Source organism: Sporosarcina jeotgali (genome assembly GCF_033304595.1).
Classification (GTDB): domain Bacteria; phylum Bacillota; class Bacilli; order Bacillales_A; family Planococcaceae; genus Sporosarcina; species Sporosarcina jeotgali.
This window is the reverse complement of record NZ_CP116341.1, coordinates 856,761-880,996: the sequence shown is the minus strand read 5'-3', so window position 1 is coordinate 880,996 and position 24,236 is coordinate 856,761. Positions and strand designations below refer to the sequence as shown.

Annotated in this window: 27 protein-coding genes and 1 tRNA gene; 9 read left to right on the top strand and 19 right to left on the bottom strand. The window is 42.6% G+C overall.

Annotated elements, in window-relative coordinates; genetic code table 11:
- Positions 1–14 precede the first annotated feature (14 nt).
- Both PGH26_RS04045 and PGH26_RS04040 read right to left on the bottom strand, forming a co-directional pair.
- Entirely contained in the window at positions 15–1,505 is a 1,491-nt protein-coding gene (locus PGH26_RS04045; RefSeq protein WP_323692742.1) for a UDP-N-acetylmuramoyl-L-alanyl-D-glutamate--2,6-diaminopimelate ligase, read from the bottom strand.
- A gap of 143 nt (positions 1,506–1,648) precedes the next feature.
- On the bottom strand, positions 1,649–3,037 hold the full coding sequence (locus tag PGH26_RS04040; RefSeq protein WP_323692741.1) for an aldehyde dehydrogenase: 1,389 nt from the start codon (positions 3,035–3,037) through the stop codon (positions 1,649–1,651).
- Between the two features lie 325 nt (positions 3,038–3,362).
- Between PGH26_RS04040 and PGH26_RS04035 the strand changes: the two genes are divergently transcribed.
- From PGH26_RS04035 to qoxD, 5 genes are all read left to right on the top strand, one after another.
- Positions 3,363–3,506 (top strand): hypothetical protein, encoded by a 144-nt coding sequence (locus PGH26_RS04035; protein ID WP_323692740.1) that lies wholly within the window; start codon positions 3,363–3,365, stop codon positions 3,504–3,506.
- Positions 3,507–3,955: 449 nt separating this feature from the next.
- The gene (gene qoxA / locus PGH26_RS04030) at positions 3,956–4,933 is read left to right on the top strand and encodes a cytochrome aa3 quinol oxidase subunit II (protein ID WP_323692739.1); all 978 of its coding nucleotides are present in this window, start codon (positions 3,956–3,958) and stop codon (positions 4,931–4,933) included.
- Between the two features lie 63 nt (positions 4,934–4,996).
- On the top strand, positions 4,997–6,946 hold the full coding sequence (qoxB, locus tag PGH26_RS04025; RefSeq protein ID WP_323692738.1) for a cytochrome aa3 quinol oxidase subunit I: 1,950 nt from the start codon (positions 4,997–4,999) through the stop codon (positions 6,944–6,946).
- Entirely contained in the window at positions 6,936–7,532 is a 597-nt protein-coding gene (gene qoxC, locus PGH26_RS04020) for a cytochrome aa3 quinol oxidase subunit III (protein ID WP_323692737.1), read from the top strand. The genes qoxB and qoxC overlap by 11 nt, the downstream gene beginning before the upstream one ends.
- Position 7,533: 1 nt before the next feature.
- A complete protein-coding gene (gene qoxD, locus PGH26_RS04015) occupies positions 7,534–7,824 on the top strand; it encodes a cytochrome aa3 quinol oxidase subunit IV (RefSeq protein WP_323692736.1) in 291 nt (96 codons plus the stop codon).
- Between the two features lie 169 nt (positions 7,825–7,993).
- Here the strand turns inward: qoxD and PGH26_RS04010 are convergent, their stop codons facing one another.
- The 5 genes from PGH26_RS04010 to PGH26_RS03990 form a co-directional block, all read right to left on the bottom strand.
- Positions 7,994–9,364 (bottom strand): YjiH family protein, encoded by a 1,371-nt coding sequence (locus tag PGH26_RS04010; RefSeq protein WP_323692735.1) that lies wholly within the window; start codon positions 9,362–9,364, stop codon positions 7,994–7,996.
- A gap of 14 nt (positions 9,365–9,378) precedes the next feature.
- Positions 9,379–10,698, bottom strand: coding sequence for an aspartate aminotransferase family protein (locus tag PGH26_RS04005; protein WP_323692734.1), 1,320 nt, complete (start codon positions 10,696–10,698; stop codon positions 9,379–9,381).
- A gap of 80 nt (positions 10,699–10,778) precedes the next feature.
- Complete coding sequence (locus PGH26_RS04000) at positions 10,779–12,155, bottom strand: sigma 54-interacting transcriptional regulator (protein WP_323692733.1); 1,377 nt, start codon at positions 12,153–12,155, stop codon at positions 10,779–10,781.
- A gap of 217 nt (positions 12,156–12,372) precedes the next feature.
- Entirely contained in the window at positions 12,373–13,233 is an 861-nt protein-coding gene (locus tag PGH26_RS03995; protein ID WP_323692732.1) for a DNA-3-methyladenine glycosylase family protein, read from the bottom strand.
- A gap of 399 nt (positions 13,234–13,632) precedes the next feature.
- Positions 13,633–13,705: transfer RNA gene (locus tag PGH26_RS03990), tRNA-Val, on the bottom strand.
- A 203-nt stretch (positions 13,706–13,908) separates the two neighbouring features.
- Here PGH26_RS03990 and PGH26_RS03985 point away from each other — a divergent pair.
- The gene (locus tag PGH26_RS03985) at positions 13,909–14,190 is read left to right on the top strand and encodes a hypothetical protein (RefSeq protein WP_323692731.1); all 282 of its coding nucleotides are present in this window, start codon (positions 13,909–13,911) and stop codon (positions 14,188–14,190) included.
- A gap of 51 nt (positions 14,191–14,241) precedes the next feature.
- On the opposite strand, the gene PGH26_RS03980 is transcribed toward PGH26_RS03985, so the two are convergent.
- From PGH26_RS03980 to PGH26_RS03960, 5 genes are all read right to left on the bottom strand, one after another.
- On the bottom strand, positions 14,242–14,667 hold the full coding sequence (locus PGH26_RS03980) for a hypothetical protein (protein ID WP_323692730.1): 426 nt from the start codon (positions 14,665–14,667) through the stop codon (positions 14,242–14,244).
- A gap of 100 nt (positions 14,668–14,767) precedes the next feature.
- A complete protein-coding gene (locus tag PGH26_RS03975) occupies positions 14,768–16,771 on the bottom strand; it encodes a TRAP transporter permease (protein ID WP_431312531.1) in 2,004 nt (667 codons plus the stop codon).
- Positions 16,758–17,324, bottom strand: coding sequence for a DUF1850 domain-containing protein (locus tag PGH26_RS03970; RefSeq protein ID WP_323692728.1), 567 nt, complete (start codon positions 17,322–17,324; stop codon positions 16,758–16,760). Before PGH26_RS03970 ends, PGH26_RS03975 begins: the two co-directional genes overlap by 14 nt.
- Positions 17,325–17,411: 87 nt before the next feature.
- Positions 17,412–18,407, bottom strand: coding sequence for a TAXI family TRAP transporter solute-binding subunit (locus PGH26_RS03965; RefSeq protein WP_323692727.1), 996 nt, complete (start codon positions 18,405–18,407; stop codon positions 17,412–17,414).
- Positions 18,408–18,583: 176 nt separating this feature from the next.
- Positions 18,584–19,135: a phosphatidylglycerophosphatase A family protein gene (locus PGH26_RS03960; RefSeq protein WP_323692726.1), complete on the bottom strand. Its 552-nt coding sequence runs from the start codon at positions 19,133–19,135 to the stop codon at positions 18,584–18,586.
- Positions 19,136–19,253: 118 nt separating this feature from the next.
- Here PGH26_RS03960 and PGH26_RS03955 point away from each other — a divergent pair, with 118 nt between their 5' ends.
- The 3 genes from PGH26_RS03955 to PGH26_RS03945 all read left to right on the top strand — a co-directional run bounded on the left by PGH26_RS03955 (position 19,254) and on the right by PGH26_RS03945 (position 21,012).
- Positions 19,254–19,976 (top strand): alpha/beta hydrolase, encoded by a 723-nt coding sequence (locus PGH26_RS03955; protein WP_323692725.1) that lies wholly within the window; start codon positions 19,254–19,256, stop codon positions 19,974–19,976.
- 75 nt (positions 19,977–20,051) lie between these two features.
- Positions 20,052–20,570, top strand: a complete 519-nt coding sequence (locus PGH26_RS03950) for a YjcG family protein (protein WP_323692724.1) — start codon at positions 20,052–20,054, stop codon at positions 20,568–20,570.
- A 1-nt stretch (position 20,571) separates the two neighbouring features.
- Positions 20,572–21,012, top strand: coding sequence for a GNAT family N-acetyltransferase (locus PGH26_RS03945; protein WP_323692723.1), 441 nt, complete (start codon positions 20,572–20,574; stop codon positions 21,010–21,012).
- A 52-nt stretch (positions 21,013–21,064) separates the two neighbouring features.
- Here the strand turns inward: PGH26_RS03945 and PGH26_RS03940 are convergent, their stop codons facing one another.
- From PGH26_RS03940 to PGH26_RS03910, 7 genes are all read right to left on the bottom strand, one after another.
- A complete protein-coding gene (locus tag PGH26_RS03940) occupies positions 21,065–21,376 on the bottom strand; it encodes a hypothetical protein (RefSeq protein WP_323692722.1) in 312 nt (103 codons plus the stop codon).
- A 71-nt stretch (positions 21,377–21,447) separates the two neighbouring features.
- Complete coding sequence (locus PGH26_RS03935; RefSeq protein WP_323692721.1) at positions 21,448–21,702, bottom strand: stage VI sporulation protein F; 255 nt, start codon at positions 21,700–21,702, stop codon at positions 21,448–21,450.
- Positions 21,703–21,723: 21 nt separating this feature from the next.
- Positions 21,724–21,864: a YjcZ family sporulation protein gene (locus PGH26_RS03930; protein ID WP_191688475.1), complete on the bottom strand. Its 141-nt coding sequence runs from the start codon at positions 21,862–21,864 to the stop codon at positions 21,724–21,726.
- A gap of 88 nt (positions 21,865–21,952) precedes the next feature.
- Complete coding sequence (gene spoVAE, locus PGH26_RS03925) at positions 21,953–22,315, bottom strand: stage V sporulation protein AE (RefSeq protein WP_323692720.1); 363 nt, start codon at positions 22,313–22,315, stop codon at positions 21,953–21,955.
- A 10-nt stretch (positions 22,316–22,325) separates the two neighbouring features.
- Positions 22,326–23,333 (bottom strand): stage V sporulation protein AD, encoded by a 1,008-nt coding sequence (locus PGH26_RS03920; RefSeq protein ID WP_323692719.1) that lies wholly within the window; start codon positions 23,331–23,333, stop codon positions 22,326–22,328.
- A complete protein-coding gene (gene spoVAC, locus PGH26_RS03915; protein WP_323692718.1) occupies positions 23,327–23,782 on the bottom strand; it encodes a stage V sporulation protein AC in 456 nt (151 codons plus the stop codon). The genes PGH26_RS03920 and spoVAC overlap by 7 nt, the downstream gene beginning before the upstream one ends.
- Complete coding sequence (locus PGH26_RS03910; RefSeq protein WP_323692717.1) at positions 23,782–24,183, bottom strand: hypothetical protein; 402 nt, start codon at positions 24,181–24,183, stop codon at positions 23,782–23,784. Before PGH26_RS03910 ends, spoVAC begins: the two co-directional genes overlap by 1 nt.
- Positions 24,184–24,236 lie beyond the last annotated feature (53 nt).

Below are 24,236 nucleotides of genomic sequence, written 5' to 3'. Positions count from 1 at the left end.
TACGAGCCCGGCATTTAGTTGCCGATCAAGCCTTTTCCAAATTTCTTTCCCGCTTCTTCGAGGGCAATCGCTGCATCGGAGTGGGGATATTTTGTTGATCCGATAATTTGAAAATCTTCATGTCCCTTACCTGCAAAGATGATGATATCTCCTTCGTCCGCTACTTCAATCGCATGCCGTACAGCAGCTTCCCGATCTCCGATACATGCAAATTGTTTATGTACCATGCCAGCTGCAAGTTCAGATGTAATCGAATCATACGGCTCGTCCCTTGGATCATCTGTAGTTAAAATCACATAATCCGCTGCCGATGCCTTTTCAGCCATTACAGGACGTTTTTTCCGATCCCGGTTTCCGCCTGTACCGATGACAAAGATCAGCTTTGACTCAGCTGACTTGTACGGAAGCACTGCATCAATCGCTTTTTCAATCGCGTCTGCAGAATGAGCATAATCTACATAGATTGTTAGCGGAAGTTCAGTTTCCACTCGTTCCATTCTGCCTTTAATGGGAGCAAGGTAACGAAGCGGCGCTAAAATATCAGGGATTGCGAGTCCTTTTGCATAAAGTGCAGTAATCGCTGCAAGCGCATTTGAGACACTGAACTCCCCGATCATTCGCATTTCTACTTCCCATTCCCCTTCGGGACAGCAAAGCGTAAACGATGTGCCATCTGTTCTGAGATTAACATTTGCAGCTTTAAACATCGCATCCGCATGAATTCCATAAGTAAGGACAGGATAAGATGTCATCTCTTTCATCTTAGTGTGCCACGGATCATCCGCATTTAACACGGCCACTTTGTGTTGTTGGAAGTCTTGTCCCAGCTGTGCAAACAAAAGACCTTTTGCATTTCCATAGTTCTCCATCGTACCATGGAAATCCAGGTGATCATGAGTCAAGTTTGTGAAGATTGCAATGTCAAATTCTGTTCCGGCCATTCGTCCTTCTATTAGACCATGAGACGAAACTTCCATTGTCATTGTGTCGCATCCTTCTTCAGCTGCTCGTGCAATCATTTTTTGAGTCGTTAGGACATCAGTCGTTGTATTTTCAGTTTCATACAGTACACCGTCCAAGTTGAATCCAATCGTACCAGACACAGCAGAACGTTCGCCCGCTCCCATTAAAATACCATGAATGATATTACTGACACTCGTTTTCCCGTTCGTTCCAGTAACACCAATCATTTTCATTCGTTTAGAAGGATACCCGCACCATACAGAAGCAAGCAGACTGATAGCTCTCGATGTGCTTTCGACATATACAACTGCCGCTTTATCCAAATCGACTTCAATCGGCTTGGATGCAATAATTACTCGGGCACCTGACTCGATAGCTGATCCAACGAAGCGATGGCCATCTACCGTATACCCTTCGATGCAGACGAACATACCGCCTGCACTGACAGCTCGCGAGTCTGTCGTCAAATCCGTGACTTCTTCCGGCAGTGCTCCCGCCACTCGTTTAACTGGCAAAATCGCCAATAATTCTTTTGTATTCATTGTACTCCTCCGTTCAGCCAACCCTTGCAGCGGTCTATAAAATAGGTAACCTGCTGCTGTTTTTTAGGCAATGAATTCATTATACGTTTTTTTACGGCCTGCGTCATGGCTGAAATAACGAATCCATAGAAAAACCGCTGATCTTAACGAATCAACGGTTTAATGTATTTCAGCTTATTTCCATATGGAGGAAAAGCAGCTCTCATTGGAATCGCGGAACTGCGATTCAACATCGCTTTCTCATGAGTGAAGACGTCAAAACTTGCTTTCCCATGATAATTACCTTGTCCAGATGATCCTACTCCTCCAAACGGCAAGTGAATGTTGCCCACATGAGAAATTGTATCATTAATGCAGCCGCCGCCGAATGGAAGCTGATCCGTAAAGTAAGCAGCTGCATCTTCATTTTCAGTAAAAATATATCCCGCCAGCGGTTTTGGCATTTTTCGAATCCGATGCAAGACTGCACCTAAATTTTCATATTCAAGCACCGGAAGTATGGGTCCGAATAATTCATCTTCCATTGAAGGACTGTCAAAACGAATCCCTTCCAGGACAGTCGGCTCGATATATAAGTCCGCTCGGTCAGTGTTTCCGCCCATCGTCACGGTACGCTGTTCTTTGTTAAGAATCGCTTGCAGCCGATCAAATTGTTTTTCATTGATGATCCGTCCATAATCTTTGCTGACAGATGCATCTTTTCCGTAGAAACGCCGTATTGCTTTTTTAATCTCTTTTAACAGCGGTTCTTTAATTGAGTGATGAGCCACTATATAATCCGGTGCAACACAAGTTTGACCAGCGTTTGAAAATTTCCCCCAGACGATCCTTTCTGCAGCAATCTTTAAATTGGCTGTCTGATCGACAATTGCAGGACTTTTCCCGCCAAGTTCAAGCGTAACCGGCGTTAACCGTTCGGAGGCTGCTTTCATGACAATTTTCCCTACAGCTACACTGCCAGTAAAGAAAATGGAATCAAACGGCGCATGTATTAATGCAGACGTTTCTTCTTTTGCCCCCTCCACAACACGAACATACTCTGGCGGAAAATGCTGTTCCAGAATCTTTTTGACGACAGCAGCAGTATGCGGTGCAGCTTCTGATGGTTTGGCAACCACGCAATTTCCAGCAGCAATCGCCCCTACAATAGGCTCCATGACAAGTTGAAACGGGTAGTTGAATGGCCCGATCACTAAAACTGATCCATATGGTTCTCGTATGACATAGCTTTTCCCTGGTTGTAAATATAATGGTGTTTTGGCGGTTTCAGGTTCCATCCATTCATCCAAGTGTTTCAATACGTGGCCAATGCTCGAAAGAACAAATCCGATTTCAGTGACATATGATTCGAAAGGATTTTTTCGCAAGTCGCGGTATAGTGCTTTTTCGATTTCTTGCTCGTGTTCTTGTATTGCTTCTTTTAAGCGATTTAACATTTCTTTTCTGAATTCAACAGGACGGGTTGCCCCGGAAAAATAAAAATCATGCTGATGATTGATTATTGTTTCTACGTCTTTAGATGTAAAGTTCATGGGCGTTCCTCCTCTAATTCGGTTCCTTCTATCTTAACTGCCTTTTATGCGTTAAGCAAAAATCTAATCCACCCACTATCAAAAACCATATCGAAAGTCAATCATTCAAAAGGATCTGTTTTCTAAGTCATTAATTCCGACAAAATACGCAGGTTAACATTTGCTGTCGAATCATATACTAACTTCATCAGGCAGTTCTTCAAAATTGGAATTTCGTAACAGGACTATCGAAGCCTTTTTTAGAACTACGTTTTGATCTAAACAGAGTTTGGGTAAAGAGTGTATAACAAGCAACCAACCACATTCTTTAAGGGAGGAACTTATGATGACAACGACTGATACTTGGTGGGAAACAATTTTCGAAGGAAATTTGGCAGCGGGATGGAACAAAGAGCGGATGAGTGAATTGGAGGAAGAGCACTTCCTATATTTTAGAGATGAAGAACTTTCTAAAGAGGTTATGAACTGATTTTGGAGAATCGATTTGATCCACGTGTTTCTCTAAAAGACTTCGATACATAAAACAGCTTTTCTTTTGCTTTACGCGAAAAGAAAAGCTGTTTTTGTTTGCCTAAAAATGGACATCCTTGTCACTTCTATAATCCTCATAAGACTCCGACTTACCTAAAAAACTCTATATTTCTAATAACTTTTTAGACAAATTTGTTTTTATACTAACACCCATTTAATGGGTAACGCAAGCGTTGAGCTCATGAATCGGAATAGATAAGAACCTTTTGTGACATACCCAATTGAGCATTGTAATCATCGTTTAACGGTACTATTATAAAGTTCGCACGGAAGTTGTTTTACAGTTTCTTGAAAAATACAGGCCGTTTTTAATTATTTGAATATATTTTGATGGCTAACTACATTGACTTCCATTGTCACCATCTTACCCTTGAGAGGAGTTCTATCATGAAGAAAAAGTGGATAGCATTAACGCTATTTTCCATTACAGCCATTTTACTTGCCGGTTGTGACAACCCACTGCTCATATTCGATCCAAAAGGTCCGCAAGCCAGGACATTATCGAGCACTATCCTGTTTTCAATCGCTATGATGGCAGGCATCCTTTTTGTTGTGTATGTACTTTATACCTTTGTTTTAGTGAAGTATCGCGCATCAAAATTGCCTGACGATTACGAGCCGCCTCACGAGGAAGGCAACAAATGGTTAGAAATCATTTGGACAACCATTCCAGTCATCATCGTGGTGATTCTTTCAGTAATCACAGTTTCTTCCACTAGTACAGTGGAACAAAAATCTGTCGCTTATGCAGATCAAAAGCCAGTCGTCATTTACGCTTCTTCCTCTAACTGGAAATGGCATTTCAGCTATCCAGAAGAAGGAATTGAGACAGTTAACTATGTGAATTTCCCCGCTAACCGCCCAATTGAATTTAGATTGTATTCATATGGTCCGATTACAAGTTTCTGGATTCCACAATTAGCAGGTCAAAAATATGCGATGAGTGACATGGTCACTAAAATCCATATGTCTGCAGACGTCCCAGGATCATTTATGGGGAAAAATTCAAACTTCAGCGGTAAAGGCTTTGCCCAAATGGAATTCGAAGCGCAGTCTCTGTCAGACGCTGATTACAAGGAATGGGTCAATGACGTGAAAACAACAGCTCCAAAACTCACTGAAGATGAGTTCGACGATCTGTTAAAAGCTGAACACGTTGGCCGCAAGACCTATTCTTCTAACCACCTTGAATTCAGACCTGCTCCTGAAGGAGAACATAGCGGACATCATCATGGAGGAGCTACTTCAACTGATGACCAGCACGAAGGACATGAAGATATGGATATGGATATGGATATGGATATGGATATGGATATGGATATGGATATGGATATGGATATGGATATGGATCATGATGCGCACTAAGTGCCTGCATAGCAAATCCAGCCTGCCCTTCAATTACGTAACAAACGAAAGGAGTTCAACGATATGAAATGGGACGAATTTTTCGTAACCGGTGAACCGATGATTTACGCAGCAATGGTAAGTATTGTTGTTGTATCTCTCGCAATCCCGATTGCGCTCACATACTTTAAAAAATGGAATTGGCTTTGGACAAACTGGTTAACTACCGTTGACCATAAGAAAATCGGAGTCATGTACATTCTCGCTGCACTCCTTATGCTCTTCCGCGGAGGCGTCGATGCACTCTTAATGCGTGCTCAGACTGCTATTCCTGATAACGGATTGCTGGATGGCCAGCATTACAACGAAATCTTTACGACACACGGTGTCATTATGATCCTATTTATGGCAATGCCATTCATTATCGGATTAATGAACGTCGTGATACCGCTTCAAATCGGAGCACGTGATGTTGCATTCCCTAGATTGAACGCAGTCAGCTTCTGGCTCTTCTTCGCGGGAGCTATGCTGTTTAATATTTCATTCGTCATAGGCGGTTCACCGGATGCCGGATGGTCTGCGTACTTCCCGCTTGCGAGTCTTGAATTCAGTCCGACTGTCGGGAATAACTACTATTCAATCGCATTGCAGATTGCCGGAATCGGTACGTTGCTAACAGGTATCAACTTCTTGGTGACAATCTTAAAAATGCGTGCACCTGGTATGACACTTATGAAAATGCCGATGTTTACGTGGTCTGTATTGATCACAAACGTCATTATCGTCTTTGCATTCCCTGTTTTAACAGTAGCACTTGCATTGATGACACTTGACCGACAATTCGGCACTCAATTCTTCGCCATGCAAAGCGGCGGGATGGACATGCTTTGGGCCAACCTATTCTGGGTTTGGGGACATCCTGAAGTATATATCGTTATTTTGCCTGCTTTCGGTATTTACAGTGAAATCATTTCTACATTCGCTCGTAAAAACCTGTACGGCTATAAATCCATGGTCGTCAGTATGGTTGCGATTTCACTTCTTTCGTTCGTTGTATGGGCCCACCACTTCTATACAATGGGTCACGGCGTTATGGTCAACAGTGTCTTCTCCATTACAACAATGGCGATTGCGATTCCGACCGGTGTAAAAATATTCAACTGGCTGTTCACGCTGCGTAAAGGTAAGATCAGCTTCACGACCCCGATGTTGTATGCATTGGCATTCATTCCAATCTTCACAATCGGCGGAGTGACTGGAGTCATGCTTGCGATGGCAAGCGCTGACTATCAGTATCACAATACGATGTTCTTAGTTGCCCACTTCCACTACGTATTGATTCCGGGTACAGTGTTCGGGGTAATCGCAGGATTCCATTTCTGGTTCCCGAAAGTGTTCGGTTTCATGTTAAACGAAAAGCTCGGGAAACTGTCATTTTGGTTTATCACAATCAGCTTTAACGTTACGTTCTTCCCTCTCTTCATTCTTGGACTAAACGGAATGACACGTCGGATGTATACGTATTCTGAAAGTACTGGGTACGGCGCACTCAACATGCTCTCCATGGTCGGTGCACTCGGTCTTACAATCGGTTTCATCATCCTTGTGTACAATATTTACTGGAGCGTTCGTTACAGCCCGAGAAATATCAAAGGCGATCCGTGGGATGCGCGTTCACTTGAGTGGAGCACACATAGCCCAGTACCGGAGTATAACTTTGCGTTGATTCCTACTGTAAATAAATTGGATGCTCACTGGTTTGCGAAAAAAGAAGGAAAACCACTCGCGACCGGTAAGTACGAGCCTATCCATATGCCGAATAATAGCGGTCTGCCTGTCATTATGGGTGCAGCATTCTTCTTATGGGGCTTCTTCATGGTATTCAGCTGGTGGATTCCAGCGATTGTCCTTGGAGTGGTGATTTTAGGAACACTTGCCTACCGTTCATTCGAAAAAGATCATGGCCGTTACATTTCTGTTGAGGAAATCGAACGGACAGAAAACGCATTGCGAGGTGAACAGCATGAAAATTGATCACTCAGTACCAATGGAATATAGTACCGAAGAAAACAAAATGAAGATCCTCGGATTCTGGATCTTCCTGGGGGCGGAAATCGCCCTCTTCTCCACTTTGTTTGCCGTGTACTTTACGTTACAAGGCAATACGAATGTCGGACCTTCCGCTTCTGATTTGTTCCATCTAAGTCCAGTCATGATCGAAACAATCCTGCTTCTTTCCAGCAGTTTCACGATTGGGTTAGGTGTACATGCCATGCGGCTTGGCTTGAAGAAACCAATGATGACTTTCTTTGGCATCACATTAGTACTTGGTGCAGCATTCCTTGGAGTCGAAGTATATGAATTCGTCACGTACGTTGGCGAAGGCGCAACGATTCAGACGAGCGGATTCCTATCTGCGTTATTCACTCTTCTGGGAACACACGGATTGCATGTAACGTTCGGTCTTCTCTGGGGCGGTGCAATTTTACTGCAAATCAAGAAACGCGGATTCACACCTGAAACCGCGAATAAGTCGTTCATCTTCTCTTTGTATTGGCACTTTCTTGACGTTGTTTGGATTTTCATCTTCAGCTTCGTCTATTTGAAAGGACTGATGTAAGATGAAACAATTGTTTCCTCCACAGCACGTAATGGGATTCTTATTCTCCCTGCTGTTATCACTTGTAGCGCTCGTAACCGTACTGTTTGACTTATCATTTACTGCAGGGATGACGATACTCGTTGTAACCGCCTTAGTACAAGCCGGATTGCAATTGTTCCTGTTCATGCACGTGAAAGAAAACGCAGAGAGCAAGACGCTGTATATGAATATCCTATACGCCTTGTTTGTAGGACTTGTCACGATTTTCGGGACACTGTTCACGATGCATTGGGGTTATATGGTGAAATAAGGTTACTATAAAACAAAAAGCTGTCTCAAAAGGTCATGAATTGACTTTTCGGGACAGCTTTTTAAATGGGTTCGTTATTATTTGTGAAAGTTTTTTCATCTTTGTGTAAAAAATAAGAGCGTTATCACCCTTAGATCTGTTTCATGCTTTATCGATAAAGCTCATTTTATTAGTTAAAAACGAATAAGTGTGCAATCAGCACGATAATCGGCAACGTAATAATTGTGCGCTCTATAAAGATAATAAACAGATCAACAATTGAAACAGGTATATTAGAACGTAAAATTAGAATTCCGATTTCTGACATATAGACTAATTGTGTTAACGAAAGTGCTGCTACAACGAATCGTGTAATTTCTGCGTCAATCGATCCTCCGATTACTGCAGGCAAGAACATGTCTGCAAATCCAACTAACATCGTTGGTGCCGCTTCAGCTGCTTGCGGTAATTGCATGAGTTCCAATATCGGAACAAGAGGATATGAAATGATACTGAAAACCGGTGTGAATTCAGCAACAATTAGTGCAAGTGCACCGAGACTCATCACAAGCGGAATCAAACCCAGCCAGATATCTAATACTGTCTGGACACCATCTTTCGCTAATCCCATTGGACTTTTTGCAGTACTTGCCTTATCCAATGCCTGTCTCCATCCCCATTGGATATTCGAAACACCCTTAGGCTGTACTTCATCGATTCGCTGACCAACCGGCTCATAATAGGTATCTGCTTTTCTTGAAAGCGGGGGAATCCTAGGCATAATGATAGCAGCGACAACGCTTGCTATGGAAACGGTAATATAAAATGGAATGAACAAATGATCGATTTTCGCAACCTTTGCGACAACTAGAGAAAACGCAACCGAAGCAATAGAAAACGTAGTGGCAATAACTGCTGCTTCACGCTTTGTATAATAGCCTTCATCATATTGCTTCATCGTAACTAACACACCAACAGTCCCCGCGCTCATCCATGATGCCATGGTGTCAATAGATGAACGGCCAGGAAGTGTAAATAACGGACGCATAATTTTCTTCAGCAAAGCCCCGACAAACTCCATTAGACCAAATTCAACTAAGAGCGGCAGTAAAATACCCGCAAACAAGAACCATGTCAATAAAACTGGAGCTAAGTCATATAACACGACCCCGCCCGTGTTACGAGAAGCAATGAACTCCGGTCCTATCTCAAAGAAAGCCATAACTCCAACCGCGAGACCGAATACCCGAGTTGTAATTCCGAACCAGCCGACTAAGAATACGTTTCTTAAAAATGGTCGATTGATAATTATAGATGGCTTAAATGCAACGGTTAAAAGTGTGAATGCAACTGTGAAAGCCAGCAGGATTAATATAAAGTGGGGAATATAATCCCCTGCCCCTTCCAGAAGCAACGAAGCGAGGACCCCAACCCCGATTGTCACTTCTCCATTCACCTTGATAGGTACTAAAAATAGTAATACACCAATAAGTGATGGAATCAAAAACTTCCAAACAGCACTTTTTGAACGTGTGTTTTCCCCTTTGAACGCAACAGACATGGCATTTCCCCCTTTTAGTTTGAAACTGATTGAATGGCAGTCTTCAACACATCAATACCTTTATCAATTTGATTCTTGGTGATTGTTAGAGGCGGAATCATTCGAATTACTTCACCCGAGTTCCCGCAAAGATAGAACAACACACCATCAGCCAAACACTTGTCGAGAACTTCCATAACTACATCCCCAGAAGCCTCACCAGTTTTCGGATCACCTAATTCGATGCCAATCATCAGTCCGACACCCCGTACATCCCGAACAACAGATAACTCTTCCTTCATCTCGAGCAGCTTTGCCATTGCATATGCGCCCATTTCTTGAGCATTTTCAAGTAATTTTTCTTCTTTCATAATTTTCAGTGAAGCGAGAGCTGCTGAACAAGCAATCGGATTTCCACCAAACGTGGTACCATGTGCTCCCAGCGGCCATTGATCCATTAATTCTTTTGAAGCAATCGTTGCACTTAGCGGCAACCCTGCTGCGATCCCTTTTGCTACAGCCATAATATCCGGTGTTACACCGAAAGTTTGTGCCGCAAACCAATTTCCCGTGCGGCCGAATCCAGTTTGAACTTCATCAAAGATCAGCAGAATCCCGTGACGATCACAGATCTCTCGAATTTTCTTCAGCCATGAAGCTGGAGGGATAATATAGCCGCCTTCACCAAGAATCGGCTCGATGATCATGCAAGCAACTTCTTCCGGATCGACTTGATGACTAAAGAGTTCCTTCACATCCCGTTCAAGCTTTTCAGCATAGAATACATCCGGGTCCTCGCCTTCAGGCAGATATTCCGGGAGGGCATAGGGCAGCTGGTAAGCCAGCCATGATGGTTGAAGATGCTTACGATATTTACTTTTTGAAGTCGTTACACTGAGCGCTCCAATCGAACGGCCATGGAAACAGCCTGTAAAGGAAACTACATAAGGGCGTTTCGTCACATATTTCGCAAGCTTAAGTGCTCCTTCGATTGCTTCTGTTCCACTGTTTGCAAAAAAGAAATTATCCAGTTTAGGCGGTAATACTTGCTGAAGTTCTGCAGCCAGTTTCAATATAGACTCATAGATAATGACGCCTGACGGTCCGTGAATAAGATGATCTGCACTGTCTTTAATGGCCTGCACTACCAATGGATGTCTGTGCCCAACATTTTCAACTGCAATTCCTGAAGTGAAATCTAAGTACTCTCTTCCGTCAACCCCATAGTAATAACATCCTTCTGCTTTTACCACCGGCAAATTCGGATGATCCTTCGCCATACTCGGCGCTAAAAAGTTTCCAATCGAATCCACCATGTGAATCCAGTTTTGCTCTGTATCTGTTTGTTTTTGCATAGGATAACCTCCAAGTATTACTGTTCAATAGTATTAGTGAATAAATATATACCAAATCGAATATTTATACAACGCAATAGTTATTGATCAGATTCCGATTGTGTATATTTCTTTAACTTACGAACGACTGACGGTTGGCTGATTCCTAAAATCTTGGCCATTTCAGTCGTTGTTCTATAGCGCTTTTTCGCTCTGCATATGACTTGCATCTCCACTTGTTCTAAAATATCCGGCAACGTTTCCCCTTCAAAATTGAACTCAGAAAACTCGTCTTCTGATATTCGGTATTCAAGAGGCAGATCATGGACTCCAATTACTTCTCCTTCACTATGAACTACCATACGCTCGATAACGTGACGCAGTTCCTGGATATTCCCTTTCCATTCCAGCTGTAACAACTGGGCAAACACTTCGTCTGTAATCATTTTCTTCGTTTTATATTTCACTGTAAACGTTTGGAGGAAATATGATATGAGAGCGCTTACATCCTCAATCCTTTCTCTTAACGGATTTAGCTGAATCGGTACGATGTTGAGTAAGTAATACAATTCACTCAAAAACGTCCGTTGCGTCACCGCTTCTTGTAAATTGGATTCAGTCGAAGAGATGAGACGTGCATTCAAAGATCGATATACATCACATCCAAATGGCTGAAAACGTTCTTCTTTCACAATCTTCACAAGCTTTGTTTGCAAATGAAGAGCCAGTCTATCAATATTTTTCAGAAACAATGTCCCGCCTTCTGCAATTCCTAAAAGCCCAAGGACAACCGGCTGCCCCTCTTCCTGCTCTCCAACCAGCTCTTTTAACAACAAAGATTCCGGAACGGTTGCGCAATCCAATTCGATGAACGGCCCATTACTTCTAGTACTTTCCTTATGAATTTCTTTTGCAAGCGTTGTCTTCCCCGTCCCTTGCTCACCAAATACAACAACAGAGACGTCAAGCCCTGCAACACGATGTGCAGTTGTGAAAGCCTCCTGTGTACGTTTACTTCTCATAACAAAATCTTTCTTCGTAAACATTTGTCTGCGTAAATACTGAACTTCTTCTTGCGCTTTAGACATGGCATAGTCAATTTCTTTCATATAGTCCTGGATGACCAGCAATTCAGATACATCATAAGAGTAGCTAATGACATAGTCTACATCTCCGTTAAAATTAAAAAACGGCATCCCTGTTATCAAAATCTTTGAACCTGATTTCGTGTCTTGGATTCGAACGACTTTCTTTTTTTCTTTTAGTACAAGCGGCGTTATAGCGGGAGAAAAAACCCCTTCTTTTTCAAGTTCATAAACAGATTTGCCAATTAAGTCTTCTGCCTCAATTCCATATCGTTGCCCGCTGATCCGGGTCGCTTTCATAATAATACCTTCGTGGTTAGTTACAATCACATCTTCATCATGTGTCTCTAATACTTCTTGTACAGAATTCGGTGTTAAATGAAATTGAGCCATCTGTTCTCCTCTCTTTAACGATAGAATTTTCAGATATTATCAAGATATGAATTAACTATACATTATTGAATAACCATTATGCAATAGTGTTTTTGAATTTTCGATATACTTATTTTCAAAAGCGTGAATATCGTTTCTTTCTCTCTCTATCTGACGAACACATTTACAAAATAAAAAAAGAGAACCGATTGTATGTTCAATCGGTTCTCTTAGTGGTTTACTTGATCACAGGCTTTTCAATACTTCTCCAAAGATACAAAGCTGCATAACTCAAATACGGAGACCATTCTGGAAAACGAGCCCGTATTTCCTCTTGAGTCGGTTTGCGATCTATCTTCCAAAGCGCTTTTAAAGCGTTTTGAAGGCCGATATCTGCTGTTGGAAACAGATTCGGTCTGCCGAGACCAAACATTAGGAAACCTTGAGCAGTCCAAGGACCAACACCGCGATAAGCCACGAGTTCTGCAGTTACTTCCTCATCGCTTTTCAATCGCATTGATTCCAAGTCTAAATCTCCTGATGCGATGGCTTGCGAAAGACCGATGGTATACTCTGCTTTCCTCGTACTAAACTGCATTTCGCGAAGTTCTTCTACAGTGACCGCGGCAATTCGCTGAGGTTCCGGATATCTCCATACTCCTTCTTGCTGAAAGCCATATGCCTCTACAAAACGCATTAGCAGTGTATTTGCAAACTTCATATTTAACTGCTGATGGATGATGCTTTTCATTAACTCCCCGTAAAGTGAAAAACTTCTGACGAGCGGTGTACCGATATGTTCTTTGAAAATTGGGGCAAGATCCGTCTGGGCAAAATGAGCGGCAATCCCATCCAGCGGTTCTTCAAAGTGAAAAATCCATTTGATATGTGCGAGCTGTTTTTCGTCTATTAAACCTTCAATGACGAATCTTGGATCTAGTAATGTCCCTGTGGCGCGAACCGTCACAAGATTGCCTTCTTCCATTGGGACACGGACCAAACGATGTGAAAGATCTACAGCATTTACCGGCGTTCCTGCAAGCCGGTCAAGTGCACGGTCAAAATCATAAGGGAATGGCAGATTCAGTTCTACATTCAAAAGAAAGCCTCCTCGATCCATAAGTACAGCATTCGATAAATTATCTTGCTGTGTTTAGCAGAATATTGTAAATCACTATACTGGACAATTATATAACTCAAATCATTTCGTGATTATGTAAAGGGTTCTTCACATGGACTATAAAATCCAATTCTAGAAAAAATCGACGATGACGTTACCTTTTATTCTAACATTAGTTGAAATAAACAGGCTATATCAATTGACTAACACTTTTGTCAGTTAGATGCCTTCACTTTGACATCTTATACAATTTGTTCAAACCACAATTTCTAATGTGCTTCGACGCACAAAAAAACAGACCCTAGGCATCCGGCCTAATAGGTCTGTCTTGGAGAAGTATCGTTGTTCCGACGATACTTCCGAGGGTTTGGCACCCAATGATTCCTACTGGGCTCGAACCAGCGACCTCTACCCTGTCAAGGTAGCGCTCTCCCAGCTGAGCTAAGGAATCGGGAATATTTCATATGGCTAAATTGACAAGCTATCGCTTGATGTAAACACGACGTCACTTAGCACATGTATCATAATACCATGATCCTGGAATTCTTGCAATACAATTTTGTGAAATAGTTTTAGATTGCGTGCCATCCATTCACCTCTCCTCGCCCAATGCATACATTGAAGTAGGGAGTTTTTCGGATAGGAGGCTGCGTCGTGGTAAATCCTGATAGTCTGGATTTTATAGGTATTGAAGTCGGCGGGCAAGCCGCCAAAATAGATGTGATTGGGAGTGTCATCACTATTATCGGAGAATCCATCTCAACCTATGCTGCTGTGCTCGCAATTGAAGAAGAAAAAAACGAAAAAAAGAATGCTCCAAATAATGAGGAGTTAGTGAATGAGTTAAAAGAGATGAAAGAGCAAATCCTGTACTTAACGACTGAAATTCAATCGCTTAAGAAAAACCAAAGCAGGGATAGTCCATGGCGCCTTTGAAAAGGCGATGGTGCTGTCCCTGCTTAAATTGTTTATAGAGGCTAAGTACCTTTACTTCGAAAGTTCGTCCAAAGCTAAAACCTTCAGGGAAAGAAGTTCTTCTTCAGTTAGACGGCTTTCAACTTGCTGCAATAATTGCTGCTGCTCTTGTGCAGTCATTCCAGACTGGGCTTTTTTCTGCATGTCCTGCAATTCGCGAACACTGAATTTCTTCAGCACAACGCGAGTTGCCTGCTCTTTCGTTTGAATAGGCAATTTACTGCGGTCTGCCGTTTTAGCATCTTGCAAATATGCCTGAACTTCTGGATTACCATTGATTTCTTGTTTTACTGAATCTAATTGTCCGCTGTTCTCCAATTGCGTCGTTACATGATCCATCGCTTTATCAGCAATCCAATTCGTTCCGAAATAATATGCCGCTCCTAGTAATAATGCCAGTACAACAATTGTCGCAAACAGTCTTTTGATAAACTTCACGTCCGTCTTCCTCCTTCATTCCGTTACCTAATAGACGATGCTCCTCTTACAAAGTTTCAAAAAACAAGCCCGCCTGCAGGATTTAACAGACGGGCAGGAATTATACGGTTGCTGTTTCTTTCTCTTTTTTCTTCTTGTCTTTCGTAACCAGTTGAATTGCAAAGAGGACAATGAAAAGACCAAGTCCAATGAAATCCGTTTTAGTCTCAGGATAGATCAGCATGAATCCAGTTGCCGCTGTAATAATGCGCTCAATCCAGTTCAGTTTACGATACCAATAGCCAATCAACCCGGCACCGATCGCAATCATCCCGACAATGGCCGTGGCGGTCACCCATATAATCTCGCCGACACTCGAGTCAATCATGAGCATCGCAGGATTAAAGACAAACATATACGGGATGATGAACGCCGCAATCGCAAGTTTCGCTGAGGTCACCCCTGTTTTGATAGGGTCCCCGCCAGATATCCCGGAGGCAGCAAACGCAGCCAGTGCAACAGGCGGCGTGATATCTGCAATAATACCAAAATAGAATACGAACAAGTGAGCAGAAATCGCAACGACTACTGGAACTGTCGCGTCTGGTGTTTCCAGCATCAGCAGGGTAATAATTGCCGGTGCTGCAATAGTAGATGTGATGACGTAGTTCGCTGTCGTTGGCGAGCCCATGCCAAGTACGATTGCTGCAAACATTGTAAAGATAAGTGTCAGTAAGATGTTACCGCCCGCAGCAGAAACTAGGCCGTTGGCTAAGCTTAGTCCGAGTCCTGTCTTAACTACTACTCCGACGATAATACCCGCACACGCGGTCGCAGCAGCTACAGCTAAAGCAGTCCGTGCTCCATCCACTAATGCTTGAATGATATCTTTAATGCTAAGACGCGTTTCCTTATTGAAGGAACTTACAACAAGCGTCAATACAATACCGAGCAATGCTGCTTTCATTGTTGGAATACCCAGCAACAAGAACACGATAATTCCTATAATAGGAAGGAGCAAGTAAATCTTCTTGAGCGTTTCTTTCCGGTTCGGAATTTCATCAGCGCTCATACCTTCAAGACCTATACGCTTCGCTTCAAAATGTGTCATAATCCAAATTCCAGTAAAATACAACAGCGCTGGAATCGCTGCAGCTTTTGCAATTTCCCAATACGTAACTCCGCCAATGAATTCGACCATCAGGAACGCAGCGGCTCCCATGATTGGCGGCATGATTTGTCCGCCAGTTGAAGCAGCTGCTTCAACTCCGCCTGCAAATTCTTTACGATAACCAAGTTTCTTCATCATAGGGATGGTGTATGAACCGGATCCTACAACGTTTGCAACAGAACTTCCTGAAATCGTTCCTTGAAGCGCACTTGAGAAAATTGCAACTTTCGCAGGTCCGCCTGTCAATTTCCCGGCAAGAACAACTGCCAGGTCATTGAAGTAATTTCCCACTCCTGTTTTCACAAGGAATGCTCCGAACAACAAGAACACAAATATAAATGTAGCGGATACACTGATTGGCGTTCCGAGAATACCATCCGTTGTATAGAACATGAGTTGCACCAGACTGTCTATGTCCTGGCCGCGGTGTGCAAGGAATCCAGGGAAGTAAGGTCCGAAAAATGCATAAACTAAGAATACACCAGAAATAATGGTGATTGGCAGACCCACAGCGCGCCTAGCTGCTTCCATCGTTAAAAGAACAGCTAAAATCCCGACGATTAAGTCTAAATCAGATACGCGGCCTACTCTCAAAATGAGCTCATTCATATTGAGCGGCCAATATAACCCGACTCCTATTGAAATAATTGATAAAATCACATCATAAAATGGAACCTTATTCCGCTTCACACCTGGCTTTTTACGTGCCGGGAAAAGCAGGAATATCAAAGACAGGGCAAATCCTAAGTGGATTGAACGCTGAATATATGCAGTAAAGGGTTTACCGATTGATGTGTATAACTGAAAAATTGAAAAGGCCAATAAACCAAAGAAGACAATTTTCCCGAATAACCCTGCTAAATCCCTCGTATTCGATTCAGGATCATATTTTTGAAGAAGCTCCAGCTGTTCCGCTTCCGAAAGCGTATCAAACCTCTCATCATTTGGATCCATTATGGGTTCCGCTTTCAGTTCTTTTTTTCGCTTTGCCATTCAAGTTAACTCCTTTCATGAGTTCATATAACGTTAATTTTTTCACACAGAACTCGTAGGAATGTCCGCGTTCTAAGTAGGCTTTCAAATCTTTTTCAATTCCTTTGTATCGAAACGCTAATTGTGCGTCTACATCTCCGATATACAATACAAAAGAATCGATCACTTTGTCTTTATATGTAAGAGTATATATGCCATCTTTCGTTACAGATAATGTTTCTTCTTCTTCCGCATATGCCGGGAGTCCAATTCCAACATCTTCATAACGCATCGTTAAAAACTTTAATGAGTTATCAGACTGTACACGGTAAGTTTCGTATACATTCGTTAAAAAAATTGAATGGACATAACGGATTTGAAATTCCGAGTCATCTTTTATTGGAAGGTACACGAGTTCCGGATTGTCTGTCCGAGTTTCTGTAAACGTAAATGCACGCTTCACAGGCATGGCAAGAACCATGACAATCAGAATACCTGCAATCATTGCTGCTAGCGGAATCCTCCATCGCTTCATCCGCTCACCTCTTTATAAAGTTCTCTGAATGAAGAAGGGACGGATGAAGCATCGATCGCCTCACCGCCCCATTCCATCATTCAACTCTTATTTGTTTACTTCATCAAAGTACTTTTGAGCGCCTGGGTGGACTGGAATACCAATTCCATCAAGACCCGTTTCAGCTTTGATCAACTTACCTTTAGCGTGTTGAAGTTTTGGAGCGTTGTCGTAAATTGCTTTCGTAATTTCATAAGCAAGATCTTCAGGTACTTCGTTTTGGATAACAAGCATAGCGCCTACTGAAACAGTAGGTGTATCTTCAGCCAAACCATAAGTTCCAGCTGGAATTACTTCTTTAGCATAGTACTTATACTTGCTGATTAGTTCATCAGCCTTGTCGTCTTCAACAGGTACTACAAATACTTTTGCAACTGCGTTTAGGCCTTCAACAGCACCAGTCGGTGTTCCAGCAGTGATGAATGCTGCATCAATCTGACCTGCTTGCAAACTTTCTTGAGACTCCCCAAAGTCCAAGTTTTGCGGCTTGATGTCATCCATCGACAATCCATGGATTTCAAGAAGCTGCTCTGCGTTCGCGTACGTACCAGAACCAGGAGCACCAACAGAAACTTTCTTGCCTTTCAAATCTTCAAATGTTTTGATGCCTGTTTTGTCGAGTGTTACAAGTTGAACAGTTTCAGGATAAAGCGCGCCGATTGCAGATACTGTATCGACTTTATCGCCTTCAAACATCATTTCGCCTTCTTGAGCATAGTACGCAATATCCGTTTGAACGAATGCGATTTCAGCTTTACCATCTTTAAGTGCAGTCATGTTAGCAGCTGACGCTTGAGAAACTTCAGCCGATGTTTTCACGCCTGTATCACTTTCGATGAATTCAGCAATAGCTCCGCCTAGTGCATAGTACGTACCTTGCGTTCCGCCAGTTAAAACACTGAGGAACTTGTATTCTTTATCACTGCTATTTGAATCCCCTTTTGCCCCATCATCTTTCGCTGCATCGTCTGATGTACCGCACGCTGCAAGTGCAAGCACTGCAATGAGTAGCATCGAGATGAGTCCTAAAAACTTCTTATTCATCTAATGACCCCCTATTTATCTAATAGTCTAGTAGTGTATATTCTACCATGTAAGCGGGTTCAATTGTCAATCCTTTTCAGAAAACAAAAATAGTTGAAATCGTTTCCATTACACAAAAATAAAAAAAGAAAAGAGCGATTATCCACTCTTTTCATCTTTATGTTTTCATTCTCATGTTACTTTGCCGCATCCTTTACATCGTCAAACGTTAAGCCCGCTTCTTCCAGATCCCGTGAGCGATGGGCAATTCTTGCTGCTGCGCAAGAGGCAACACTTGCTACTAAATCATCTAAAAACGTATGCACTTTGTTCCCTTTTTTAGTATCTAAATCATTGATGATCCCCACTTTGTTTTTATCCAAGTGGCCAAATGTCGTCACAGCAATCGAACCATACGTAAATACCGCTCCCAGTGCAATCGTTTCGTCCACCCCGAAAAGGCCTTCATCCGATTCAACAATTTCTTGTAACGGAGTTGATAACTTGCCTTGTTCACAAAGCTCGTCCAGCTCGATACCTACTAATATCGCATGTTGAAGCTCGCGCTTTTTCAATACATTCACAACTGAATCCTCACACTGTTCAAGTTGCAGCTCTTCGTTATATGGAGCTTGCATCTCGTAGACGATTTTCGCGATATCCAGTAATTCTACCCCGCGGCGCTGTAATGCTTCCTTTGTAGCAACTGCAATTACTTCTGAACGGACTTTACTTTTTCCATCAAACATGCCAATCATCTCCTTCTAGTTTCTAACTGTAACGATTTTCCGTCAATCGTGCACATTATACCCTCTACCCATCGTATGATACAATCTCCTAGAGTAGACTTGCGAAGGAGGCAGCAAAATGAACTACGGAAAGATTCATGATGTTCAATTTTACAGCGAATCACTTCAGGAAGAAATGGAACTTCTTATACATCTTCCTTATAATTATTCTCCGCTTTATAAATACTCTGTACTTTTCGCATCAGATGGAAAAGACTATTTTCAGTACGGAAGAATTGGAAAAGTTATTGATGAGTATTTAGATAAGGATGAAATCGAAAATGTCATTGTAGTCGGCATCCCTTACAAATCTGTTTCAGAACGCCGCAGAATGTACCATCCAGATGGAGACAGACAAAAAGGTTATATTCGTTTTCTCGTACACGAGCTTATGCCCTATATAGACGAGCATTATCCAACGTACCAAATTGGCGGAGGCCGCGGTTTAATCGGCGATTCTTTAGCTGCTACGGTTTCTTTACAAACCGCATTGCAATACCCGAATTGTTTCGGCAAAGTCATCCTTCATTCCCCTTATGTGGACGAGAAAGTGCTGGAAGCCGTCAAATCAGCAAAAAATCCATCTGGTCTATCGGTTTATCATGTAATTGGAACTGAAGAAACACAAGTCGTTACAACTGTCGATGGGAAGCAAGATTTCTTGACGCCAAACAGAGAACTCAACAAAATATTCGAGAATAAAGGATTTCCATACTTCTATGAAGAATTTAAAGGGGAGCACACCTGGAAATATTGGCAGCCAGATGTGCGGCGTGCTGTCCAAATGGTATATGGACAGTAACCATCGGACAATTCCAAACAATTCTGCTATACTTGATAGAAGAATTGTATTCACTTTCCTAAGGAGGTTTTTTATATGAAATACGGTGTTGTAGCATTTCCATCAAAAAAATTGCAAGATCTAGCTAACGGATATCGCAAACGGTATGACCCTCACTTTGCTCAGATTACTCCCCATATGACGGTTAAAGGTGTTTTCGATGCGGATGAAACTGAAATCAAAGACGTAGCAGAAGCATTACGTAACGTGGCACAGAAGCACAAGCCTTTCGAGCTGAGTGTTTCTAAAGTGAGTACTTTTGCACCGATTACAAATACAATTTTCTTCAAAGTTGCACCAAATGATGACTTACTTGCATTGCACAGTGCATTGAATAACGAGGAATTTTTCGGTCCCCTTCCAAAATACGCGTTTGTTCCTCATATAACGATTGCTCAGAGTTTAACTTCCGGTGAGCATGACGATATTATCGGTCAATTGAAGATGGTCGGGGCAGATCATTCAGAAATGATTGATCGCATTCACCTTCTTTATCAGCTGGAAGACGGATCTTGGACAGTATATGAAACGTTCCGTCTGCAAGAGGAAAACTAAATTGTTCGAGGTAAAGATTGCTGCATCAGAACAAGAACGAGAAGCTGCATTTACTGTACGGAAGAAAGTATTTGTAGAAGAGCAAGGGGTTCCATTATCGATGGAAATCGATGAACACGATACATCCGCTGACCACTTTGTCGTATATGATGGTCCTAAAGCAATTGCCGCTGGACGCATACGAACGATTGCGAGCGAAGTTGGAAAAGTGGAACGTGTCTGTGTGTTGAAAGAATACCGCGGCCAGCATCTTGGGGTGCTGATCATGAATGCGTTAGAGGAACATGCTAAAAAGACGGGGATTCACAAAATCTTGTTGAATGCCCAGTCCTATGCAATTCCTTTTTATGAGAAACTCGGGTACGCTGTCACTTCTCCCGAATTCATGGATGCGGATATTCCTCATCGTGCGATGGAAAAACAAATGGAATCAGTAATTTAACAAAACAAAAGACCCATTCCGCTAATGGAATGGGTCTTTTTGTTTTTTGATTTTAAGCGTATTCGTTTACTGCCAATCCTTTACCAACGACCTCTGCCACTTGTTTTGAAAGAGTTGTCGGATCCGGCTGGATAAAACCTTTTTTAGCTGGAGACAAAGGGGGCTTTGAGTTCGTTTCTTCACCTAACTCCCATTCAGAATTCCTCTCCCGCTCTCGCCGAAGCACTTTTTGCCATTCTTCATATTCTGACTGTAATTTAACAGATTGGACTCTGTCAATATACGCAAAAGACGGCGAAGCGTTCTCCATGCGATTTGCATACATTTGTGATTGGATATTCTGGACCGGCAGCAGGTAACCCATTGCCTCCACCTTCTCTCGATTTTAATTAGATACAACTCTATACCCGCTTGCTAGAGAAGTTAAACCATTTTTTATTTATTCCCCAGCATCCTTTGAATGTCCGCTATATTGACTGGCTGACCACTGGAAACCAGTGACTTGACAAGTTCGTCTTCCAGATGCTGCGGAACATTCTTATTCGCGAGCATGCCTACATTCTGAATAATTCTTCTTACTTGGCGTTCATCTTTAAAATCTGCATGTTGGATCGCATTTGCAAGTGCAAATACTTCTGTCATCGGGACACCCGTTTTTGATTCTATTTTCTTGAAGAAGGAGTCATTCATACTCCCAGTCCCCCCTCTCATTTAGCAGAACGTACTTCCAACAATAATCAGCAAGATGAATAAGACGACGAGCAATACGAACGTCGAACCGCCTCCTTGATTACAACCACGGTCATATGCACCTTCATAGCGCGGTTCTCCGTAACAATAGTTTCCGTACATAAGAAAATCCCCCCTCTCTTCCCTGTATCCTATGCAAAGACACAGCGAAGCGGGCGGGACATTCGCATATTTATTTTTTCTTAGTAATTTAGATAGTGCCTTTCGATTTAAAAATGAGCGATGCGATGAAACCAAATATGATAGCAGCACTGATTCCAGAACTCGTCACTTCAAACATACCTGTCAGTACACCGATGATTCCATGCTTCTCAGCCTCTGCAAGAGCACCGTGTGTCAGTGCGTTCCCAAACGATGTGATCGGTATCGTAGCACCTGTTCCAGCAAAGTCAATCAGCGGCTCATACAGGCCGAAGCCGTCCAAGATTGATCCTGCAACAACAAGTGTACAAAGAGTATGGGCTGGTGTAAGTTTTCCAACATCCATCATCAATTGACCGATTACACAAATCAGCCCGCCTACTATAAAACTTGTTATATAAATGGATAGCAATTCAAACCACTCATTTCATTTGGATTTCCACCGCATGTGCAATGCATGGAATCGTATCGCCTTGCTGATAAGAAAGCGGAGACATTAAGGATCCTGTTGCGATTAGCAGCACACGTTTATACGTTCCGGATAGCAGCTTGTCATAGACTTCAGAGAAATAAGCGGAGGCTGAACAACCGGAGCCGCTGGCGCCAGCAAGAAATTCCGGGTGCTTGCCATAATACTCGGCTCCCGCATCGCGGAACGTTTTCGATACGTTATATTCCCAGCGATCCAACAGCGTTTTAAAGAGCTCGAATCCGATTTTCCCTAAATCCCCCGTCATGATCAAATCGTAATCTTCAACTTTAGAACCATGGCCTTCCAAGTGACGCTTAAAAGTATCTGCCGCTGCAGGTGCCATTGCTGCCCCCATATTAAGCGGATCCGTCAAACCAAGATCTGTCACTATCCCTATTGTCCCGCATGTAATCATCGGAGCTCCTTCTATATAAGGAATAATCGTCGCCGCCCCTGCTGCACTCGCAGTCCATTGTGCAGTGGCAGCCTTTTGACTTCCATATTGGAGCGGATAACGGAATTGACGTTCAATCGCATTGTGCTGGCTGGAAGACCCCGCTACTATCAGTTCAGCCATTCCGGATTCTGTTAACAAAGCAGCCATCAATAATGAGGAGACAGAAGTTGCACACGCTGAAAACATGCCGATATAGGGAACTCCGATTGTGCTCGCCGCAAAGTTGGATGGCGTCATTTCATTTACTAAATCGCCCATCAGGACAAACTCCGCGTCAGCCGGTGTCTTGTCCACTTTACTCAAGGCGATCATGCACGCATCTTCCATCATTTTCGCGTGACCTTGCTCATTCGTCTTTAACCCGCACCGTTCGTCATCATAAGTCTTGTCGGCATATTTTCCAAAAGGACTTTTCTTCATCTCCAGCGGTCCGACAGTCACTCCGGTTGAAGCGATGACTGGTTTGGATGAAAATGTCAGTAACCCTCGCTTATTTACCACGAAACCACTCCTAATCCAACGAGTATCGTTTTAACGAGAGCGACGACAAACGCCGAAAAGACTCCATATAAAATGACCGAGCCTGCCAGTTTGAACATATTGCCCCCGACACCCAGTACGTATCCCTCAGACTTATGTTCAATTGCCGATGAAATCATGGCATTCCCGAATCCTGTTATTGGCACTGCACTCCCTGCACCGCCGACTTGCGCAATTTTTTTATAATAGCCAAATCCAGTTAAGAGCATCGATATAAAAATCATCGTTGCTACTGTTGGATTACTGGCGGTACGTTCAGTAAAATCAAAAAAACTAATATAGAAAAGTGCAACGAACTGTCCGACTAAGCATATTAATCCGCCTACTAAAAATGCAGCGATGCAATTTTTCACGTACTTAGGCTTAGGTGTAATCTGCTGTTGAAGTTGCTGATACTTTTTTTCATCCATTACGTCTCTTCCTTTACTAACGAACTGATTTTTTTCATCTTCTTACTATAGTTCTGTTCATCCTCTTTCTCGATCAACTTATTTGTTTCCAGCAGGATCTTACTATCGGCAGAGACTGTGACTTTCATTTCCGGATACATCTTTTCCAGCTCTTTCGAAAGTTCTTTGGCAATCTTACGCTTCTTGAATCTTTCAAATGTATTCACCCGCAGTCCTGCAATCAGCCGGTCATCGTGAATTAGAACAACCGCATTTTTAATACGCTGATCTTCCTTCAATAACTTTTCTGCTTTTTGTCCATCTACATCCGTTGTATTGACGGTTTTGAAACCAATTGATGTTGAGCAGCCAGCCAGCATCACTAGTACGAATACAAGGGGCAGTAATTTTCTGATCGCCATCCCCTCCTTTTCTCATCAGTATGTCTAATTGACTTACATTTTATTCATAACGG

Excerpts from the sequence above, each read along its gene's own strand:
- PGH26_RS04045 (WP_323692742.1), bottom strand. The coding sequence starts at position 1,505 with ATGAATACAAAAGAATTATTGGCGATTTTGCCAGTTAAACGAGTGGCG.
- PGH26_RS04040 (WP_323692741.1), bottom strand. The coding sequence starts at position 3,037 with ATGAACTTTACATCTAAAGACGTAGAAACAATAATCAATCATCAGCAT.
- PGH26_RS04035 (WP_323692740.1), top strand. The coding sequence starts at position 3,363 with ATGACAACGACTGATACTTGGTGGGAAACAATTTTCGAAGGAAATTTG.
- qoxA (WP_323692739.1), top strand. The coding sequence starts at position 3,956 with ATGAAGAAAAAGTGGATAGCATTAACGCTATTTTCCATTACAGCCATT.
- qoxB (WP_323692738.1), top strand. The coding sequence starts at position 4,997 with ATGAAATGGGACGAATTTTTCGTAACCGGTGAACCGATGATTTACGCA.
- qoxC (WP_323692737.1), top strand. The coding sequence starts at position 6,936 with ATGAAAATTGATCACTCAGTACCAATGGAATATAGTACCGAAGAAAAC.
- qoxD (WP_323692736.1), top strand. The coding sequence starts at position 7,534 with ATGAAACAATTGTTTCCTCCACAGCACGTAATGGGATTCTTATTCTCC.
- PGH26_RS04010 (WP_323692735.1), bottom strand. The coding sequence starts at position 9,364 with ATGTCTGTTGCGTTCAAAGGGGAAAACACACGTTCAAAAAGTGCTGTT.
- PGH26_RS04005 (WP_323692734.1), bottom strand. The coding sequence starts at position 10,698 with ATGCAAAAACAAACAGATACAGAGCAAAACTGGATTCACATGGTGGAT.
- PGH26_RS04000 (WP_323692733.1), bottom strand. The coding sequence starts at position 12,155 with ATGGCTCAATTTCATTTAACACCGAATTCTGTACAAGAAGTATTAGAG.
- PGH26_RS03975 (WP_431312531.1), bottom strand. The coding sequence starts at position 16,771 with ATGGATCCAAATGATGAGAGGTTTGATACGCTTTCGGAAGCGGAACAG.
- PGH26_RS03970 (WP_323692728.1), bottom strand. The coding sequence starts at position 17,324 with ATGAAGCGATGGAGGATTCCGCTAGCAGCAATGATTGCAGGTATTCTG.
- PGH26_RS03965 (WP_323692727.1), bottom strand. The coding sequence starts at position 18,407 with ATGAATAAGAAGTTTTTAGGACTCATCTCGATGCTACTCATTGCAGTG.
- PGH26_RS03960 (WP_323692726.1), bottom strand. The coding sequence starts at position 19,135 with ATGTTTGATGGAAAAAGTAAAGTCCGTTCAGAAGTAATTGCAGTTGCT.
- PGH26_RS03955 (WP_323692725.1), top strand. The coding sequence starts at position 19,254 with ATGAACTACGGAAAGATTCATGATGTTCAATTTTACAGCGAATCACTT.
- PGH26_RS03950 (WP_323692724.1), top strand. The coding sequence starts at position 20,052 with ATGAAATACGGTGTTGTAGCATTTCCATCAAAAAAATTGCAAGATCTA.
- PGH26_RS03940 (WP_323692722.1), bottom strand. The coding sequence starts at position 21,376 with ATGGGTTACCTGCTGCCGGTCCAGAATATCCAATCACAAATGTATGCA.
- PGH26_RS03935 (WP_323692721.1), bottom strand. The coding sequence starts at position 21,702 with ATGAATGACTCCTTCTTCAAGAAAATAGAATCAAAAACGGGTGTCCCG.
- PGH26_RS03930 (WP_191688475.1), bottom strand. The coding sequence starts at position 21,864 with ATGTACGGAAACTATTGTTACGGAGAACCGCGCTATGAAGGTGCATAT.
- spoVAC (WP_323692718.1), bottom strand. The coding sequence starts at position 23,782 with ATGGATGAAAAAAAGTATCAGCAACTTCAACAGCAGATTACACCTAAG.
- PGH26_RS03910 (WP_323692717.1), bottom strand. The coding sequence starts at position 24,183 with ATGGCGATCAGAAAATTACTGCCCCTTGTATTCGTACTAGTGATGCTG.